This window comes from Sphingobacterium sp. UBA7038 (assembly GCF_002494055.1).
Lineage (GTDB): Bacteria > Bacteroidota > Bacteroidia > Sphingobacteriales > Sphingobacteriaceae > Sphingobacterium > Sphingobacterium multivorum.
Window position 1 is genome coordinate 1 of record NZ_DLAV01000023.1, and the last position, 19,304, is coordinate 19,304.

Below are 19,304 nucleotides of genomic sequence, written 5' to 3' on the forward strand. Positions count from 1 at the left end.
CGTTTAAAATAAAATCTGCGGGATTTTAAATCCTGCCCGTCTTACTTAAACCCTTCTTTTTTTTCATGGTTTCTTCTTTCGAAGTAACCGTCCCTCCCTTGTGGAGTGGTGCAAAGATAGGGAGTTTACTAACAAACTTCCAAGACTTTTGTTCTTATTTATTTCATTTTGCCCTTAACTGCCTGTAACGGTGCGATATTCTTTTTGTAAAGCAGGTGATCGGAAGGCTGGGAACGCCGGATCCGGCACAGAATGGGGACGGGAACCGGGATCTAACCTGGACATTGCAGGGGAACCGCGGCGCGCTGCGTACATACCGGGAACCGGGCTTTGGCACAGGCTTCCCTGGGGAAAAAGGAATGGTGCTGGAAATTGGATCGTACCGCGGAAACCGGGCTAACCCTGCTGTGTTCCCACTTCCCGGGGAAAGAGAAACGGTATCGTGAACAGTAAAGGTGGTATTGTTAGGCCTGAAAGATGCAAAGGGCATTCTTCGCTCTGCTTTTGCCCAATTGAAAACGGTGTGCCGGCTATTGATAAAGCCAGAACAATGGCAGAACACAGGCTGCCGGAATACCTTCTTCTGTAGCTATACTTTTGTACCGTTTTACTTAGGTTTAGTTTAGGTTTTAGTTAGGTTTTGTTTAGGTATAGTATAGGTTATAGCTAAACAAAACCTAACTTATTGCTAAGCTAAATATAAACAAAAGCTAACCTAAGGAATAAGAAGTCTTCAACTTTTCTTTATTTACTGGGGAAGCACGGCTCATTTAGGGCAAACTTGGGTTCCGCCCCGTGGACAGGGCTCCGGCTGCTACGCAGGGCTTGCGGGAACCTTCGGCTCCCCTCCCCACCTGCTTCGTACCATGCTCGGGGTAGGTTTGCCCTGCAACCGTGTCCTGTCCGTGTTGAGTCCGTGTTGAGTCCGACTCTGGCACGGATTCAGGTTACTTTTAAGGTAGCCGCACCCTGCCCGCAGGGCGAAACTAAGCCCTAGCTAAACCCTCGCTAGGCTCATTCAGGATAGATTCTGGACTGGTTCAAGATCGAAAACGAAACGAACCGCAGCGCGACATCTTACCTAGAAATACCGAAAAATAGCCAAAAAAACACCAAACACTCGGACTCGCATAGGTTACATGGGCCAAAAAGCCCTTGGTTAGCTTCGAGTATGTCGAACTTCTTTTTAATTTTGAAGAGGGATTAGAAAAAGGAAATCCTGCCAATCAAATCCATTGACTAAGTCCCAGCCGACCATAGATAATGGCTAATTATGAAGATAAAAACACATTTATACATTTTTTTATGTAGATTTATCTTCTTAAAATAACCACCAAAGCGATGAGCAGAACTACCCTGAAAGATATAGCGTTGGCACTCAATATTTCTGTTTCGACGGTTTCCAAAGCATTATCAGACAGCTACGAAATAAGTGAAGCGACTAAAAAGATGGTTCAGGAATATGCCAAAAAGCATAATTTCCGCCCAAATAAGTTGGCACGGAGCTTAAAAATAGGAAAATCCAATACAATAGGGGTTATTGTATCCAACATTAGTAATACATTCGTTTCACAAATCCTCGATGGAATTCAAATAGCCTCTCAACAGACTGTCTATGACGTTATTTTCATGCAAAGCCGGGAAGACGAACGGATCGAAAAAAATTGTATTGACGTCTTACGCATGCGCGGTATTGATGGCTTAATGATATCTCCGGTTTCTTCCGATTCAAATATTGAAGAGCTAAAAGCATTGATAAAATCGCAGATCCCCGTCGTTATTTTTGATCGTATCAATCACCAGCTCGACACATTCAAGGTTGGTGTCAATAATTTCCAGGGTTCATATAATGCCACAAAGCATCTCATCGAACAAGGTAAAAAGAATATTTTGCATATCACCGGAAAGAACTTAGGGGTCGCAGCTGAACGATTAAATGGCTTTAAATCTGCTTTATCAGATGCGGGGATTCCTTTTGATACTAGACATTATATCGAATGTAGTTTTAATAATACCACCGATATAGACGAAACAATTCGGGAGATTTTGCGCAAAGAATATCTTGAGCATAAAAATATAGATGCAATTTTTGGAGCAACAGATATTATTACAACCCGAACATTGGGTATTTTGGCTGAGCTTCAGATTCAGGTTCCTTCCGAAGTTGCCGTTATCGGTTTTTCAAACACACAAATTGCTGCTTCGTTAAATCCAGCGCTATCCACCGTTGTACAGCCTGCAACAGAAATTGGAGAATTAGCAACAAATAAATTAATCGCCACCATTAACCAAACAAGACCAATACATGAATTTGAAACGATTGAGCTTCCAACACAGCTCATCATTCGCAAATCTTCCTTATAATTCTTTTGATTATAGTCTCGCCGACATACTTAAAACAAAACAGTCGGGAAATAAGACGTTAGCGCTCTTATTTCCCGACTGTCGTTATGCTAGACCACTATTACAGGTCATAATCTCTAATCTTCGCTTGAATGATTGGTATCATTCACCAACAATACCATACTCTAGGCCCCGTAATTCCGCAAGCCCTCTCAATCTTCCAATGGCAGAATACCCTGGATTTGTTACTTTATTCAGATCATCCAGCATCTGATGGCCGTGATCTGGTCTGAATGGGATCGCTGTAGATCTCAATTGATTTTCAGCAACCAGTATTTTCATGATTTTATACATATTGACATCCCCATCCAAATGGTCTGCCTCGTAAAAGCTTCCGATCGCATCTTTTCTCACATTCCGTAAGTGAACAAAATTTACCCGCCCTTTAATATTTTCTAAGATAGCTGGTAGATCGTTTGTCTGACTGGCTCCCAAGGATCCTGTACAAAAGCAGACACCATTAAATTGTTGTGGAACCGCTTTTAAAAAATACTCGAAATCCTCACCATTACTAACGATGCGGGGCAAACCTAAAATAGGATACGGTGGATCATCGGGATGAATGGTCATGCATATACCATTCTCCTCACAAGTTGCCGCAATACCCCGTAGGAAATAAACCAAATTATCGCGTAAACCATCCCGTCCAATATGCTTATAGGTATCAATGCTCGCTTTTAACGCATCCAATTCCACATTCTTCTCTCCGGGGATTCCCATTAAGACAACATTTGCCAATTCTTCTTTTTGCTGTTCGGAAATTTCATCGAAACGTAAAGTTGCACGTTTTACAACATCCTCTGGATACGCTGTCTGTGCTTCATCACGTTTCAATATAAAGATATCAAAAAGTGCCAAATCAATCCAGTCAAAATACAATGCTTTTGAACCATCCGCCATGGTTAAGTCCAATTGCGTTCGCGTCCAGTCAAGCACTGGCATAAAATTATAACAAATTGTTTTGATGCCGCATTGTGCGAGATTGGTTAAAGTCTCCTTATATTTCTGAAGGTATTCATCGACTCTAGCACCTTTTGTCTTAATCTCTTCGTGTACCGTCACACTTTCCACAACAGACCAGGTAAGACCAGCATCTTCTATAATGCGTTTTCTTTCTTGAATGTCTGCCAATGGCCATACCTCACCGTGTGGAATATGATGTAATGCCGTAACAATACCAGTAGCTCCAGCCTGTTTGATATCCTGTAAAGATACCGGGTCATTGGGGCCATACCAACGCCAGGTTTGTTCTAATTTTCTCATCTTAAAGTTTAATTAAACGCCACACCATGCATTAAAACCACCATCGACAAAAACCGTCTCCCCTGTCACAAAGGCCGATGCATCACTCAATAGATAGATTAAAGTTCCTTTTAACTCACGAGGGTCGCCCAAACGGTTATAGGGAGTTCCGTTAAGAATACGTTTGGTACGGTCGCTATACGTACCGTCTGGATTGATCAATAAGTTTTTGTTCTGCTTGGTTAAGAATACGCCGGGAGCGATTGCATTAACCCGAACTTGATCGCCATAACGCTGAGCGAGCTCGGTGGCCATCCATTTTGTATACCCATCGATACCGTGTTTTGCAACAGTATAGCCCAAAACACGTGTAAAAGGACGACTGGCTGTAAGAGAAGATATATTGATGATGACACCTTTTCCGCTTTCAGCAATCACACGACCAATAATATGCGTAGGAATCATTGTACCATACAAATTAAGCTCTATCGCTTTAATAGTATCCTGAATATTGCTCGCAAATAAATCTTGATCGGCACCAATTGTTGCACCTGGAATGTTGCCTCCAACGGCGTTTACTAAAGCGTCTATCCTACCCCACTTTTGCAAAACTTCATCTTTCGCCCGAGTGACATCCTGTTCGTTCATGATGTCAACTTCAATAAATATAGCTTCGCCACCAACAGACTCTACCTGCTGGACACGCTCCGCTCCGATTTGTCCATTACGTCCAAGGATTGCGACTTTGGCTTCTGCCTCGGCCAAAGCCTCAACAAATGCTTCGCCTAAAATCCCTGTACCTCCCGTAATTACAACTACCTTATCTTTTAATGAAAATGGATTATTATGCATGTATTTTTTTTTCAAATTGGTATTTACCCCCAATTTTATTGATAATAACCTTAATTACAAAAAAAAGTAATTGATTTAATTACGATAACGTTTTAGTTACGCCGCCCTCCTTATCTTCTTCTTCTTCTGTCGTTTCATCATCAAACAGAATCCGTATAGAAGGTGTATAGGTATCGTTATGCTGACCGGTTTTATTTGCCCAGAAAAAAGCACATAGGAAAACCAAAGCCAACAAAACACTACAACCGATCAAAATATACATTATTTCCATAACAACTAGAGTTTACGGCGTTTGGCATACCACCTCGTCATGAGACTTGTAAAGGAGATGATCGTTACCGTACTTATTGGCATTAGAATCGCGGCAAATAACGGCGACATAATACCTTGCACGGCAAAGCTCAATCCAATTACATTATATAAAAGAGATATACCAAAGCTCATATGTATTACTTTCACCGCATCTTTGCTAAAAGCAAAGAAATCCGGCATTTTTGAAAATGACTCCCCATCCAGTATCGCATCGCAGCCGGGAGAGAAGTTATTGATATCATCACTCACGGCGATGCCCAAATCTGCTTTACGCAATGCCCCCGCATCATTAAGGCCATCACCAATCATGCAGACATGCTTTCCTGCTACCTGAAAATTTTGAATGGTTTCCAGTTTTTCCATTGGTGATTGATTAAAAAGCAAACTTGCATTCGAGGGAAAAATTAACTGGAGTGCATCCAGACGTCTATCGTTATCCCCTGAGATTAAATGAAGGTCGTATTCGACTTTAAAATCTTCAATCAAAGCCGAAAGGCCATCCCTCCAGGATTGCTCCATGGTAAAATACCCCTTTAACTCCTCACCTATACGAATAAAAACCACTGAACCATCTGTTTTAATGTTACCGATATTCAAAAAGTTAGCACTACCGATTTTAATTTCCTTGCCACTTACATTAGCCTGCATCCCCTTTCCCGGAAATTCCTTAAAATCCTGTATCGAAATAGCAGAAGAGACATTCAGCCACTTGACAATCTCACGGCTCAATGGATGGCTAGAGTTTCTACATACCGCATTCAGTAACTTTTTGTCAATTGCTGAAAGACTACCTTCAAAATAAATTGAAGTTGCTTTAGGCGATGATATTGTGCCAGTTTTATCGAACACCAAAGTATCAATCGTTGCCATCTGCTCAATTGCGGCCGTATTTTTCACATAGAACTTATTTCGATCAAAAATACTTAGCGCTGCAGAAAGGGTAAATGGAGAGCTCAACGCCAACGCACATGGACATGCGATAATTAATACCGCCGTAAAAGCTCCCCAAGCCCGGCTTGCACTTCCATCAACGGCCCAAAATAAGGCAGCCAATAGTGCAATAGCCAATAAAACAACAGTAAAATATTTACTTATAAAGTTGACAAAAGTCTGAAAATGTTTGTCATAATCTTTATAATTCTCATTATTCCATAATTTGGTCAAATAGGACTGTGAAATCGGTTTGACCACTTCAAGTTCTATCGCTTCCCCCGTCTGGCGTCCGCCGGCATAGATAATTTCGCCTAAGGTCTTACTGACCGGACTTGATTCTCCCGTTACAAAGCTAAAATCTATCGCAGCATCGCCTTTTAAAAGCATGGCATCAGCGGGTATAATTTCATTGTTCCGAACCAAGATACGGTCACCGATATGAACGTCAGCTAATTGTACAGGTTTGTCCCCTGATTCCGTCAATACTGTTACAGCCACGGGGAAATAACTCCGGTAATCCCGTTCAAATGAGATATGATAATAGGTACGTTGTTGTACCCATTTTCCGATCAATATAAAGAATACAAGACTACAGAGTGTATCCGTAAAACCAGCTCCTGTCTGTGTGATCACCTCAAACGCGGAACGCAAAAATAACACGAGGATTCCTAGAGCTAATGGCACATCCAGATTCAACCGCTTTTGTTTCAGACTCCAATAGGCCGATTTGAAATAATCCGATGCACAATACAATAAAACAGGGAGACCAAAGGCCAGGTTTATATAACCAAAGAAATTGGCATATTCCTTTTCAAAACTCCCCATTCCAAAATAATCAGGGAAACTGAATAACATAGAATTTCCAAAACAGAAACCGGCAACAGCAATTTTTGCGACCAAAGGATTCAAATTATTTCTATTCCCTTCCTTTACAACATCCTGCAAAGTGATTTTAGGGTCATAACCGATATTGACCAAAAGATAAACCAGGTCTTTCAATGGCAGCTCATTGTGATTGAATGTAATGCTCGCCTGTTTCTTCATAAAGTCCACGCGCGACTGCAGTACGTTGGGATTTAGTTTATATAAATTTTCCAGCAACCAGATACAAGAGCTACAGTGAATAGCTGGAATATAAAAGGTGATGATAGTCATCTTATCATCTTTATAATCCACTAATTTACCGGCAATCTGTGGTTCATCCAGATAGGAAAAATCTTCTTGCTTGGATTTATTTGATTTACCCGGGTGCTGATTATAGCGATAATATTGCTGCATACCACTATCGTTCAGTACTTGGTAAACGGTCTGACATCCCAGACAGCAAAAATCATGATGATCAAGCTGATAGCCCGTTTCCTCAATTTTATCACCGCAATGGAAACATTTTTCTGCAAGTTGTATTTCATCCCTTAGCTCTGCCATACCTTCGTTCTAAATTGCCTGACTAAATAATTGATTTTGTGCTTTTGAACGCAATAATCGCTGATCAAAGGCCATACAGATATTTCTTAAAAAGGAGCGTCCAATAGCAGTACATTGAATTAGATCGCCGGATATGGAGACTAAACCATCTGCAACAAGTTCAGACAATTCGTCGATAATCTGCTCATTCAACGGCGCACCTGTCGGCAAATGCACTTTGCCTTTACACATCATATCGAGGATATAACGCCTTACAAGAAGATCCTCCTCGTTGAGTATATGTCCTTTTATAACGGGCAATACCCCTCCATCAATAAGTTTATGGTATTCTTCTACGGTCTTCACATTTTGAGCAAAAGCCCCCCAGGCATCGCTGATCGAAGAGACTCCGATACCGATTAACAAGGGACTAAATCGATCGGCATACCCCATAAAATTGCGATGTAATCTTTCTTGTTGAAAAGCCACAAATAACTCGTCCTCTCTTTTCGCAAAATGATCCATACCGACATCTTCATAGCCATGGGCCAAAATCATTTTTTTTCCAAGGTTATATAAGGCGAGTTTGGCTGCGCCATGAGGTAGATCTGCTTCAGTATAATGCCGTTGACCGGGTTTTATCCAAGGCACGTGGGCATAGCTATAGAAAGAGATCCGGTCTGGACCGAGCAGCATCGCTTTTTGGATCGTATCTTCCACCGTAGCCAATGTTTGCTTGGGCAATCCATAGATCAAATCGAAGTTGATCGACTCAAATCCAATTTTCCGCGCATTCAGCATAACCTCCTCCACTTCCTCCAAAGTTTGATGCCTATTGATCACAAACTGCACAAGTGGATCAAAATCCTGTATTCCCAGGCTCAAGCGCCGAAATCCCAAGTCAAATAAGGTTTCTAAATGTGTGACGGTTGTATTAGCAGGATGAGCTTCGAAAGAGAATGAACGATCAGGAGCCAGGTCTGCGTGTTTAAGTATCCCCTCAATCAGTACTTTCAAATTATCCGGATGGAAAAAGGTCGGAGTACCACCACCCAAATGTATTTCTGCCAATAACGGTCTTTCTCCCTTAAATAAAGCGACATACATTTCCCATTCTTTCAAAAGAGAGGCAATATAAGGTTCTTCAACGCGATGGTTTTTTGTAATGCGCGTATTGCAACCACAATACGTACATAGGCTTTCACAAAAAGGAAGGTGAATATATAAGCTGATACCTTTTTCTTTCGACTGCTGGAAAGTTTGGTAGACTTGATTAGTCCAAGCTGCCCGGGAAAATGCTTCATTATCCCAAAAGGGAACAGTAGGATAGCTTGTATAGCGCGGTGCGGCAACATTATATTTTTGCACCAATTCTTCCATTGTAACCTGCGATGTAATCATTTTATTTTATTTTTTTAGCACAGTCGTTCAGACAACAACAGGCTTTACCAACACATTTTTCTAATCCCCATAAGTTGAGATTCCGGACGGTCTGCTCTGCCAGTCCTTTTGGACTCTGATCTTCAAATGGTGCATTGGCAATCTGAATATTCAGATCTCCAGCCTTTACCAGATCGATATGAGCAGTATCCTTACTGCGGGTCATAATCTTATTGATCCCTAACCCTTTTAAATTAAGTAGCATGCTCTCGTCCAACATATCGCTCACGGAAATAACTACCGCATCTTTTCCACGCGCGTAATTCTGTGTCTCCGCATTTAATCCATTTGAAATCAAAGTCAAATCATGTTGTTTGGCATTTGCCAATGCCCAAAACTCTTTTTCAAATGACCTTACATTATATACTACTACTTTCATTCTGATTCTACAATCACCAATTAAGGTTTATCCTAAGAACAAAAGTAAATCATGCATATGGGCAAAAAGATGATATAGCACCACACCTTAAAATGATATTTATCACAATTCACAAAAACTTGCATGATTTCGCTAACATCAACAGCTGTAAAAGTCAACCGAAAGCTATTATATGACCAATAATCGCGTACTATACGTTCATTGAAACCAATGAAACCAAACTAGTTCAATAAAACGGCATAGCGAACTCGCATTGATACTTTAATGAAAAGACACAAATCAGTAAACATAGGCTATCAGAAAAAAAGCGTGTTCAGAAAAACTGAACACGCCTTTTTTAGTAAATTGATTTTTAAATCTTAGCTGCTGATCGCTACTGCTTCACATCCCGCAGGTTCTTGATGGAATTGATGTATATCTTCCCTTTTTCTTTCGAAATCAGTTTTTCTTCTTTAAAGTCGGAGAGCATACGGGAAACAGTTTCATTGGCTGTCCCTGCAATTGAAGCTAGGCCGTCTCGTGTCACATCAATTGAGCATGCATCAGCCTCATTGATATTAACTCCACTTTTTTCAGCAACGCTAATCAAGGCATTGGCGACACGCTTACGGACAGAATGATAGGCAAAACCCAGCAATTGCTCTTCTTTTTCACGTAAGTCGACAGAAAGGAGCTTAATAAATTTACTGGCTATTGCAGGTTTTTTCCATAACAGCTCCAAAAAACTGTCCTTTGGAATCAACACAATTTCACTTTGTTCAACAGCTTCGGCGTAGTCTTCATAATTATCATTCAACAAAATCGAAGCATAACCAAAGTAATTGCCTTCAATAAAAATACCTGTAGACAGCTCACGTCCATCTTTATAGGACTTAAAGCTGCGCACCTGACCAGATTTCACAAAATAGACGTACGTTGGCGAATCATCTTTTTCATAAATAGACTGTTTTTTCTTCACTGTTTTCACCCGTGAATTGGCAATTAGCTCTTTTAGCAACAATACCTGCTCTTCGGCGCTCAAACTCAAATCTTCTTCCTGAGGAATATCTGCTGCAAGCTGCTCATGTCTTTTGAGGCGAACATCTATTGCATTCATCAATTCAACATCATCAAAAGGTTTCGTCAAATAATCATCCGCCCCCATTTCCATCGCTTTGCGCATATCTGCGCGTTCCGCTTTGGCAGTCAGAAAAATGAACGGAATTTTAGCAGTACTCTCAATTTTGCTTAACATAAATAAGACTCCGTAACCATCCAATTCAGGCATCATGATATCACAGAGAATCAGATCAGGTATATGTCTTGTCGCCAGGTCGACGCCAACACGTCCATTTTCGGCAGTAATGACATCATACCTTCCTGTCAACTCCAATATTTCGGTAGTCCCCTCTCGGATATCAATATTATCTTCAATAATTAGAATTGTCTTTTTATTTCTCATCTGCAATTATTTATTCAGTTATGCGAATCTGCAAGTTCACCTTTATTTAAAGCTTACTCTGAATGAAGTTCCTTTGTGTACTTCCGATTCAAATTCCATCTGCCCCGCCATCAATTCGATGTATCGTTTTACAATATTCAAACCTAATCCTGTACCAGGGATATTACCTGTATTATGTGCTCTAAAAAAAGGCTCAAACAAATGTACCTGATCTTCCTCGGGTATACCAATACCATTGTCTTTCACGGATATTAAGCAGCCTTCGTCGTCGATACAGGTTGTGAATTCGATCAAGGTATCTTCTCCGGAATATTTGATCGCGTTGGAGATTAAGTTGACCAAAGCATTTTTCAACAAATTTGGATCTAGGGTGAAATGCCCAATTTCTCCGGTATGTTGGTATACAATATGCTGATTTTTCTTACAGATCAATTGCATTTCTTCGGTGATCTCTTCTGCCAGCTCAACGAGATTGATGTATTGCTTATTCATCACAACAATACCCGCTTCCAATTTTTCAAGTGACAGAAAGTCGTTCAGGATACTTGTGAGCAATTGAACTGCACTTTTAATTTTATTGGTGTGTTTAATGATATTAGCCTTATCATCCGGTCGTTCGGAATACTTTTCAATCAGAGAAGCCGAAAGCTGGACGGAGCTTAGAGGCGTACGAAACTCATGCGAAGCCATAGACACAAAACGTGATTTTAGTTGGCTAAGCTCAATTTCTTTTTCCAAGGATTTAGAAACCTCTGCCTTCGCCTTTTCAAGTTCGGACACCAAGGAGATCAGGTCGCGTGTACGCTCACTGACTTTATGTTCAAGTTCGGTTGCATGTTGCTTGAGCATATCCTCGGCAGCTTTCTCACGCGATAAATCGTGAATAAAGCCGGTAAAGATATTCTTATCTTTTAACCAAACCTCACTGACTGCCAAGCGGAATGGAAATGTTTCTCCATTTTTCTTTAAGCCCATCACTTCACGACCGATTCCGATAATTTTCTTGTGGCCTGTGGTTTGGTAATTATGCAGATAACCATCGTGATTACCACGATCAGGTTCAGGCATTAACATGGAGATATTGTGTCCGATCACTTCTTCAGCCTGATAACCGAACAATTCCAAGGCAGCAGGGTTAATGCTTTCCACATTCCCCCTGTTGTCTATGGTAATTATTCCATCAATAGCGTGATCTATTATAGCAGATAAAAGCCTTCCACCGTCCATGATCGTTGCTTATTTTACCAGTTTCTTGTATTTAATACGGTGCGGTGTCACGTCACCAACACGTTTTTTACGGTTTTCTTCATATTCAGTGTAGTTACCTTCAAAGAAATAAACCTGTGAATCCCCTTCAAAAGCAAGGATATGTGTACAGATACGATCCAGGAACCATCTATCGTGGGAGATCACAACGGCACAACCGCCGAAATTCTCCAAGCCTTCTTCCAGTGCCCGTAAGGTATTTACATCAATATCATTGGTCGGCTCATCGAGCAAGAGCACATTTGAGCCTTCTTTGAGTGTAATAGCCAAGTGAACACGGTTACGTTCTCCACCGGAAAGTACACCTACTTTCTTTTGTTGATCAGCACCGTTAAAATTAAATTTGGAAACGTAAGCTCTTGAGTTTACCGAGCGGTTACCCAGCATCATATTGTCGCTGCCACCCGTAATATTTTCCCAAACCGATTTTTCAGGATCGAGGTCGTGGTGCATTTGGTCTACGTAACCCAATTTTACTGTTTCTCCGACCTTGAAAGAACCCGTGTCAGGTGTTTCCTGACCTGTAATCAGACGGAATAAGGTTGTTTTACCTGCACCGTTGGGTCCAATAATCCCTACGATACCCGCAGGCGGCAACATGAAACTCAAATTTTCAAACAAGATACGATCGCCATACGCTTTGGAAATATTCGTTGCCTCAATGACCGAATTACCTAAACGTGGTCCCGGAGGAATAAACAATTCCAATTTTTCTTCGCGTTCTTTCGTTTCCTCAGAAGCTAATTTTTCATAGTTATGCAAACGAGCTTTCGATTTGGCGTGGCGTGCTTTCGGTGCCATACGCACCCATTCCAGCTCACGTTCCAAGGTTTTTTGACGTTTGGTTTCCTGTTTTTCTTCCTGTGCCAAGCGTTTTGCTTTTTGATCTAACCAAGAAGAATAATTTCCTTTCCAAGGAATACCCTCACCACGATCCAATTCAAGAATCCATCCGGCTACATTATCCAAGAAATAACGGTCGTGGGTAACGGCAATGACCGTTCCTTTATATTGTTTTAAATGTTGTTCTAACCAATCAATCGACTCGGCGTCCAAGTGGTTGGTCGGCTCATCCAGGAGTAATACATCAGGTTCCTGCAACAATAAGCGACATAATGCTACACGTCTGCGCTCACCACCTGACAAATTGACAATCTTCGCGTCTGGTTCGGGGCAACGTAAAGCATCCATTGCTCTTTCCAATTTCGAATCGATTTCCCAAGCGTTAGTGGCATCAATGATATCCTGAAGTTCCCCTTGTCTAGCCAACAATTTGTCCATCTCATCGGCATTTTCATAGACCTCTGGCAGGCCAAATTTTTCGTTGATTTCTTCGTATTCCTGTAAGATGGCTGTAATTTCGGCAACACCTTCCTGTACCACTTCAAGAACAGTCTTTTCAAGATCCAATTGAGGTTCTTGCGCTAAATAACCCACAGAATAACCAGGGGAGAACACCACCTCGCCTTGATATGACTTATCCAATCCAGCGATAATTTTTAATAGGGAAGATTTACCTGATCCATTCAAACCGATCACGCCGATCTTCGCACCATAGAAAAAAGATAAATAGATATTTTTTAAAACTTGTTTTTGAGGCGGATAGATCTTGTTGACACCCGCCATCGAAAAAATGATCTTCTCGTCTGACATAAAATTTAAAAAAATTCGAAAACTCTTGTTATATTAACATACAAATGTAATCTTTTATACTGACATTTTGGACGTATAACGGTCATGGCTTAATTGTTGATGACATTATTTAAAATAATTTTAAGGTTTGAAATGCAGAATTTACTACATTTATATATCCTTAATATAAAACAGAAAGGTATTCAATGGAAGCAAAATTTTCACCGCGCGTAAAGGATGTCATATCGTACAGTAGAGAGGAAGCTTTAAGATTGCGTCACGATTATATAGGAACAGAGCATTTATTGCTTGGATTGATTCGTGAAGGCGATGGAATGGCGATAAAGATCCTTAAAAACATAGGCATTGACACGGCAGCACTACGTCAATCTGTGGAGGACGCAGTGAAGGGGGCATCGGTTTCACGAGCACCTATTGGCAATATGCCATTAACAAAACAGGCTGAAAAAGTTTTGAAGATCACTTATTTGGAAGCTAAAATATTCAAATCGGATATCATCGGAACGGAGCATCTATTATTGGCTATCTTACGGGATGAAGATAATATTGCTTCTCAGATTTTACAACAATACAATGTGACTTACGACATCTTCAAATCTGAAGTTGAGCAAAATAGAACGACGATCAAGGACGAAGCTCCGGGCTCTCCTACCGGCGATGATGATTTTGCAGAGGATGATCAATATATCCAACCTAAAAAAGTTTCGGATATTAAATCCAAAACTCCAGTATTGGACAACTTTGGCCGTGATTTGACCAAAGCTGCCGAAGAGGGTAAATTGGATCCTATTGTAGGTCGCGAAAAAGAGATTGAGCGTGTGTCTCAAATTTTATCCCGACGCAAGAAGAACAATCCGTTGTTAATCGGTGAACCGGGAGTTGGTAAATCAGCTATTGCGGAGGGACTTGCGCTTCGCATTGTCCAACGCAAGGTATCGCGTGTACTCTTCAATAAGCGTGTAGTTACATTGGATCTAGCTTCATTGGTTGCCGGGACGAAATATCGCGGTCAATTTGAAGAACGTATGAAAGCGGTTATGAATGAACTGGAGAAATCACCGGATGTCATCTTATTTATCGATGAGATTCACACCATCGTTGGTGCAGGTGGCGCTTCAGGATCGTTAGATGCTTCCAATATGTTCAAACCAGCCTTGGCAAGAGGAGAAATCCAATGTATTGGTGCAACAACATTGGACGAATATCGTCAATACATTGAAAAAGATGGTGCTTTGGACCGTCGTTTCCAACGTGTAACGATTGAACCGGCTACACATGACGAAACAGTTGAAATATTGAATCGTATCAAAGAGAAATATGAGGATCACCACAACGTGACCTACACTCCAGAAGCGATTGAAGCCTGTGTGTCGTTAACAACACGTTACATTACAGACAGGTTCTTACCAGATAAGGCTATTGATGCTTTGGATGAGGCAGGCTCTCGCGTGCACTTAAACAATATTCATGTACCGCAGTCCATTATTGACATTGAGAATAAAATTGAAGAGGTCAAATTGGAAAAGAACAAAGTCGTTCGTAGTCAAAAATACGAAGAGGCTGCCAAATTGCGTGATACGGAGAAAAAATTGATCGAGGAGCTCGAGAAAGAAAAAATCGCTTGGGAAGAAGAGACGAAGTCTAAACGCTATACTGTTTCGGAAGAAAATGTTGCTGAAGTAGTAGCCATGATGACAGGTATTCCAGTACAACGTGTTAGTCAAACAGACAGTCAAAAACTGTTAAATATGGCTGAGTTGATGAAGGGAAGAATCATTGGTCAAGATGACGCTGTAGGTAAATTGGTTAAAGCTATTCAACGTACACGTGCGGGCTTGAAGGATCCTAAAAAACCAATCGGGTCATTTATCTTCTTAGGTCCTACTGGGGTTGGTAAAACAGAGTTAGCTAAAGAATTAGCGCGATTTATGTTTGATACAGAAGATGCACTGATCCAAATTGACATGAGCGAATACATGGAGAAATTTGCGGTATCTCGCCTTGTTGGAGCGCCTCCAGGATATGTTGGTTATGAAGAAGGTGGTCAATTGACTGAAAAAGTACGTCGTAAACCTTATGCGGTTGTCTTATTGGATGAGATTGAGAAAGCTCACCCGGATGTATTTAATCTCATGTTACAGGTGTTGGACGAAGGCCAATTGACAGATAGTTTGGGCCGTAAAGTAGATTTCAGAAATACCATAATCATTATGACTTCAAATATTGGTGCACGCCAATTGAAGGAATTTGGTCAGGGTGTTGGTTTCACCACTGCAGCAAAGTCACAACAATCTGATGCACATTCACGTGGAGTTATTGAAACCGCTTTGAAAAGAGCTTTCGCTCCTGAATTTTTGAACCGTATCGATGATGTGATTGTGTTCAACTCATTGACAAAAGAGAATATCTTTAAAATCATTGATATTGAATTAAGGTCATTGTTCAAACGTATCGCTGATTTAGGTTATACCATCAATTTAACGGATGAGGCAAAAGATTTCATCGCAGACAAAGGTTACGACAGTAATTTTGGTGCACGTCCATTAAAACGGGCAATACAAAAGTATTTGGAAGATCCAATTGCGGAAGAAATCCTCAAAGGGAATGTGCAAACGGGTTCAGTATTGACCGTTAGCATCAATCCTGAAACAAAAGATATTGAAGTCTCTAGCTCAGATTCTAAGTCTTCAAAAGACACAGCTGAGAAGTAAGCATCTGCTGTAATCAAAAATAATTTCAATAAAATGCACCTTTATGGTGCATTTTTTGCTGTAATGAAAGTTGACGTTAAACTTTCATATCATTTTATCGTCCTATAATAAAAAAAATTGTCACAAATAACACGAACAATATGAAAAGACTTTTATTAGCAGCATTAATTGGAACCGCCGCCCTGGTTTCATTTTCTTCTTGTAAGAAAGAATATATTACACAAGAAGTGAACGTCTTAGACGGCACAAGTTATGTATTTCCCGTAAAATCAACTGAATGGATTAAAGAGGGCAATAACACTTATAGAAAAGACGTCGCAATCAGTGATTTAGATCAACGTTATTATGAAGACGGTCATGTTAGTGCGGCGATCATTTTTGACACATCTAATGATAGATACGAAGCGATTCCTTCAGAACTATATGGATATCAGTTTTCGTACAATTACTCTATTGGTGTTGTTCGCATTTATGCCAATGATGTAAGCGGAAGTACACCAGTTGCGCCTGACAATATGAAAGTTAAGATCGTTTTAACGGATGCGAGTATAGGAAACTAGGAATTTATTTTCAAAACTATAATGCCTCAAAAGTTAGTTGTTTTTGAGGCATTTTATATTTAATAACTATCCTTTCAGTAACAACTCCGCATGTTCCAGTGCTGCATCTGTGGGATTGGTACCACTGAGCATCTGAGCGATTTCCTTGACTCTCCCTTCTTGATCTAAACGAACAATGTTGGATATGGTTCGGTTGGCTTTGTCTTTCTTATATACCTTATAATGCGCAGCACCTTTAGCTGCAATTTGGGGCAAATGGGAAATAGCAATAACCTGCATATTCTCAGCAAGACTTTCCATCATCTCTCCTACGCGTAGCGCAACCTCTCCAGAGATTCCTGTATCGATCTCATCAAAAATAATAGTAGGTAATGCAGAAGTTTTAGCAACTAAGGATTTAATGGCCAACATAACACGAGAAAGCTCTCCTCCCGATGCAACCTTATGAATGGATTGCAATGCCTGTCCTTTATTGGCCGAAAATAAAAACTGTATTGAATCCATCCCCGATTCCCGCATATCCCCTTCCTTTAATGGTTCCAGATTAATTTGAAGTCGTGCATTCGGCATACCTACATTTGACAAGGTCGCTTGCACATCCTTTGCGATCATCTCCAGTACCTTCCTCCTGGCTGCTGATAGTTCCTTTGCATTTTTTTGGGCAATGGCTAATTTAGCCACAACCTCTTTTTCCAGTCGCTCCAATTGCTCATCCGAGGAATTTATAGCAAACAGTTTGGATTCAAGATCATCGCGTAATTTGATCAGCTCCTCAACGGAGTCCACATGATGTTTTTTCTGCAAGGAATACAATAAGCTCAAGCGCTCATTGATTTCCAATAAAGTACCTTCGTCGATTTGGGTATCCTCCTCAAGAGAGCTCAGCTCTGCAGCGACATCCTTCAGCTCAATCCATGTGCTCTTTAATCGTGCAGCCAAATCTGCAGCCTCAGGCAGAAATGAGGCAATGCCTTCCACCTGGCTCATCGTCTCTTTTAAACGGCTTAAAACTGCCGTATCTTCATTTTCCAATAGATGTGATGCCCCAGTTAGTGCACGCTTGATATCTTCTGCATTTTCCAACTGCCGCTGTTGTACTTCGAGCTGTTCCTGTTCATCTGCCACCAATCGGGCGGCGTCAAGTTCATCAAATTGAAACTGAAAATAATCCTGTTCTATTGCAGCTTTTTTTACCAGATCCTTAAATTCTTCGAGTTCTTTTTTTGCTTTCTTATAAGCGAAGAAGCTCTCTCGATAGCTTTGCTTCAGTCCGAAAGAGCCTGCTACACTATCCACTACCAAAAACTGAAAATCTTCTGTATTAATCTGCAATGTTGCATGTTGAGAATGCACATCAATCAACTGCTCGCCTAAAGCTTTAAGGATAGCCAGGGTGACGGGAGAATCATTAATAAATGCCCGGGATTTACCATCGGGAGATATCTCTCTTCGAATAATCGTATGGTCCGCGTAATCGAGATCATTTTCCTCAAAAAAACGAAGTAACTGGTAAGAACCAATTTTAAATTCCCCTTCAATCACACATTTCTTGGTTGGGTCGAAAAAATGCTTGCCTTCTGCTCTATTTCCTAAGATCCACGATAATGCTCCCATGATAATAGATTTACCGGCACCGGTTTCACCGGTAATCATATTCAAACCTTTATCAAATTGGATTTCCAATTCGTTGATGAGCGCATAATTTCTAATATGTAAGGTATCTAGCATATTCTTGAAGGTCTAATTACAGTTTAGAGGAAATACCGTTCCTCAATCGGATCCTATGTTTCATGAACCTTTCTGTAGGTAATTTACCTAAAACTCAGGCGATTTCAATATATTTTATTTAAAAAAACAGCTACTCTGCTTTAATAACATGCCCACTTTTAATATTCTCAGGTACTAAATACTAAAAATAATATCATTTTTCCAAATTAAAAACTACTATTTTTAGTAAACTGCTTTTATTTTTGACAAAAGGATGTTCTCATTTAGCACTATTGACATGAATAAATCCCTATTTTTATGGCATGCAAGATTATAGTGCTACGCTTAAAAAATACATGCCCGAGGAAGCTGCGCCGATTATATCCAACTGGATTAATCATACCCGCTGCTTATTTAAGATCTCTCGTTCAAGGAGTACCAAGCTGGGGGATTACCGTGCCCCATTCAAAGGGAGCCCACACCGTATCTCGGTCAACCACGACTTAAATTCGTATTCGTTTCTGATTACGACGATCCATGAATTTGCCCATTTACAAACCTGGAATAAACATCAGCATCGTGTCAAGCCACATGGTACAGAGTGGAAAAATAATTTCAAGGAACTGATGGAGCCCTTCCTTAAATTGAATATTTTTCCAATCGATATTAGCAGTGCCATTCATCGCTACATGGAAAACCCCGCGGCTTCGAGCTGCACGGACCTTCACCTGTTTCGCACCTTAAAATCATACGATACCGTCAAAACCAGTGCCCTTACGGTGGAATCCCTAGAGGATGGTCATTTCTTTAGGTTGCAAAATGGTCGCTCATTTCAACGTATTGAAAAAATAAGAAAACGCTATAAGTGCATGGAATTGAGTAGCAAACGCATGTACTTATTTAATCCAATAGCGGAGGTATTTCTGCTCGAACAATGATTTTTGATAAATACATTCATTATATTTTTATCTTTGCTAACTTAGGAAATAAATAAAGAGAGC

General features: G+C 40.5%; 16 protein-coding genes. 5 read left to right on the top strand and 11 right to left on the bottom strand.

The annotated features are described in order from the left end of the window. Positions 1-215: 215 nt before the first annotated feature. On the top strand, positions 216-446 hold the full coding sequence (locus B3H30_RS15650) for a hypothetical protein (RefSeq protein ID WP_112374201.1): 231 nt from the start codon (positions 216-218) through the stop codon (positions 444-446). A gap of 324 nt (positions 447-770) precedes the next feature. Here the strand turns inward: B3H30_RS15650 and B3H30_RS15655 are convergent, their stop codons facing one another. Beyond that, positions 771-938, bottom strand: coding sequence for a hypothetical protein (locus B3H30_RS15655; RefSeq protein WP_201639493.1), 168 nt, complete (start codon positions 936-938; stop codon positions 771-773). A gap of 403 nt (positions 939-1,341) precedes the next feature. Here B3H30_RS15655 and B3H30_RS15660 point away from each other — a divergent pair, with 403 nt between their 5' ends. After that, positions 1,342-2,364, top strand: coding sequence for a LacI family DNA-binding transcriptional regulator (locus B3H30_RS15660; protein ID WP_201639494.1), 1,023 nt, complete (start codon positions 1,342-1,344; stop codon positions 2,362-2,364). A gap of 141 nt (positions 2,365-2,505) precedes the next feature. Here B3H30_RS15660 and uxuA read toward each other — a convergent pair whose 3' ends face one another. The 9 genes from uxuA to ettA all read right to left on the bottom strand — a co-directional run bounded on the left by uxuA (position 2,506) and on the right by ettA (position 13,325). Then, positions 2,506-3,666, bottom strand: coding sequence for a mannonate dehydratase (gene uxuA / locus B3H30_RS15665; RefSeq protein WP_070567175.1), 1,161 nt, complete (start codon positions 3,664-3,666; stop codon positions 2,506-2,508). 12 nt (positions 3,667-3,678) lie between these two features. Beyond that, on the bottom strand, positions 3,679-4,497 hold the full coding sequence (locus tag B3H30_RS15670) for an SDR family oxidoreductase (protein ID WP_070567614.1): 819 nt from the start codon (positions 4,495-4,497) through the stop codon (positions 3,679-3,681). Between the two features lie 79 nt (positions 4,498-4,576). Next, complete coding sequence (gene ccoS, locus B3H30_RS15675) at positions 4,577-4,768, bottom strand: cbb3-type cytochrome oxidase assembly protein CcoS (protein ID WP_070567177.1); 192 nt, start codon at positions 4,766-4,768, stop codon at positions 4,577-4,579. Between the two features lie 5 nt (positions 4,769-4,773). Further along, positions 4,774-7,167, bottom strand: a complete 2,394-nt coding sequence (locus tag B3H30_RS15680; RefSeq protein ID WP_201639495.1) for a heavy metal translocating P-type ATPase — start codon at positions 7,165-7,167, stop codon at positions 4,774-4,776. Positions 7,168-7,176: 9 nt separating this feature from the next. Continuing rightward, positions 7,177-8,547 (bottom strand): oxygen-independent coproporphyrinogen III oxidase, encoded by a 1,371-nt coding sequence (gene hemN, locus B3H30_RS15685; RefSeq protein ID WP_286727375.1) that lies wholly within the window; start codon positions 8,545-8,547, stop codon positions 7,177-7,179. 1 nt (position 8,548) lies between these two features. Then, positions 8,549-8,965 (bottom strand): lactate dehydrogenase, encoded by a 417-nt coding sequence (locus B3H30_RS15690; RefSeq protein WP_070567181.1) that lies wholly within the window; start codon positions 8,963-8,965, stop codon positions 8,549-8,551. Between the two features lie 373 nt (positions 8,966-9,338). After that, a complete protein-coding gene (locus tag B3H30_RS15695; protein WP_070567183.1) occupies positions 9,339-10,406 on the bottom strand; it encodes a response regulator in 1,068 nt (355 codons plus the stop codon). 42 nt (positions 10,407-10,448) lie between these two features. Then, positions 10,449-11,633: a PAS domain-containing sensor histidine kinase gene (locus B3H30_RS15700; RefSeq protein ID WP_286709847.1), complete on the bottom strand. Its 1,185-nt coding sequence runs from the start codon at positions 11,631-11,633 to the stop codon at positions 10,449-10,451. 9 nt (positions 11,634-11,642) lie between these two features. Further along, positions 11,643-13,325, bottom strand: coding sequence for an energy-dependent translational throttle protein EttA (ettA, locus tag B3H30_RS15705; RefSeq protein WP_046672222.1), 1,683 nt, complete (start codon positions 13,323-13,325; stop codon positions 11,643-11,645). 185 nt (positions 13,326-13,510) lie between these two features. Between ettA and B3H30_RS15710 the strand changes: the two genes are divergently transcribed. Both B3H30_RS15710 and B3H30_RS15715 read left to right on the top strand, forming a co-directional pair. After that, complete coding sequence (locus B3H30_RS15710; RefSeq protein WP_286752861.1) at positions 13,511-16,036, top strand: ATP-dependent Clp protease ATP-binding subunit; 2,526 nt, start codon at positions 13,511-13,513, stop codon at positions 16,034-16,036. A gap of 140 nt (positions 16,037-16,176) precedes the next feature. After that, positions 16,177-16,596 carry a hypothetical protein gene (locus B3H30_RS15715; RefSeq protein WP_070567189.1) on the top strand — a complete coding sequence of 140 codons (420 nt, stop codon included), beginning with the start codon at positions 16,177-16,179 and terminating at the stop codon, positions 16,594-16,596. A 66-nt stretch (positions 16,597-16,662) separates the two neighbouring features. On the opposite strand, the gene recN is transcribed toward B3H30_RS15715, so the two are convergent. Further along, the gene (gene recN, locus B3H30_RS15720) at positions 16,663-18,324 is read right to left on the bottom strand and encodes a DNA repair protein RecN (protein WP_286777401.1); all 1,662 of its coding nucleotides are present in this window, start codon (positions 18,322-18,324) and stop codon (positions 16,663-16,665) included. A gap of 302 nt (positions 18,325-18,626) precedes the next feature. Between recN and B3H30_RS15725 the strand changes: the two genes are divergently transcribed. Next, positions 18,627-19,241, top strand: a complete 615-nt coding sequence (locus tag B3H30_RS15725) for a sprT domain-containing protein (RefSeq protein WP_286709849.1) — start codon at positions 18,627-18,629, stop codon at positions 19,239-19,241. Positions 19,242-19,304: the final 63 nt, after the last annotated feature.

What these genes read in the sequence shown, in the direction of transcription:
- ccoS (WP_070567177.1), bottom strand. Translation starts at nt 4,768, where the DNA reads ATGGAAATAATGTATATTTTGATCGGTTGTAGTGTTTTGTTGGCTTTG.
- ettA (WP_046672222.1), bottom strand. Translation starts at nt 13,325, where the DNA reads ATGTCAGACGAGAAGATCATTTTTTCGATGGCGGGTGTCAACAAGATC.
- recN (WP_286777401.1), bottom strand. Translation starts at nt 18,324, where the DNA reads ATGCTAGATACCTTACATATTAGAAATTATGCGCTCATCAACGAATTG.
- B3H30_RS15680 (WP_201639495.1), bottom strand. Translation starts at nt 7,167, where the DNA reads ATGGCAGAGCTAAGGGATGAAATACAACTTGCAGAAAAATGTTTCCAT.
- B3H30_RS15690 (WP_070567181.1), bottom strand. Translation starts at nt 8,965, where the DNA reads ATGAAAGTAGTAGTATATAATGTAAGGTCATTTGAAAAAGAGTTTTGG.
- B3H30_RS15710 (WP_286752861.1), top strand. Translation starts at nt 13,511, where the DNA reads ATGGAAGCAAAATTTTCACCGCGCGTAAAGGATGTCATATCGTACAGT.
- B3H30_RS15700 (WP_286709847.1), bottom strand. Translation starts at nt 11,633, where the DNA reads ATGGACGGTGGAAGGCTTTTATCTGCTATAATAGATCACGCTATTGAT.
- uxuA (WP_070567175.1), bottom strand. Translation starts at nt 3,666, where the DNA reads ATGAGAAAATTAGAACAAACCTGGCGTTGGTATGGCCCCAATGACCCG.
- hemN (WP_286727375.1), bottom strand. Translation starts at nt 8,547, where the DNA reads ATGATTACATCGCAGGTTACAATGGAAGAATTGGTGCAAAAATATAAT.
- B3H30_RS15725 (WP_286709849.1), top strand. Translation starts at nt 18,627, where the DNA reads ATGCAAGATTATAGTGCTACGCTTAAAAAATACATGCCCGAGGAAGCT.
- B3H30_RS15695 (WP_070567183.1), bottom strand. Translation starts at nt 10,406, where the DNA reads ATGAGAAATAAAAAGACAATTCTAATTATTGAAGATAATATTGATATC.
- B3H30_RS15715 (WP_070567189.1), top strand. Translation starts at nt 16,177, where the DNA reads ATGAAAAGACTTTTATTAGCAGCATTAATTGGAACCGCCGCCCTGGTT.
- B3H30_RS15660 (WP_201639494.1), top strand. Translation starts at nt 1,342, where the DNA reads ATGAGCAGAACTACCCTGAAAGATATAGCGTTGGCACTCAATATTTCT.
- B3H30_RS15670 (WP_070567614.1), bottom strand. Translation starts at nt 4,497, where the DNA reads ATGCATAATAATCCATTTTCATTAAAAGATAAGGTAGTTGTAATTACG.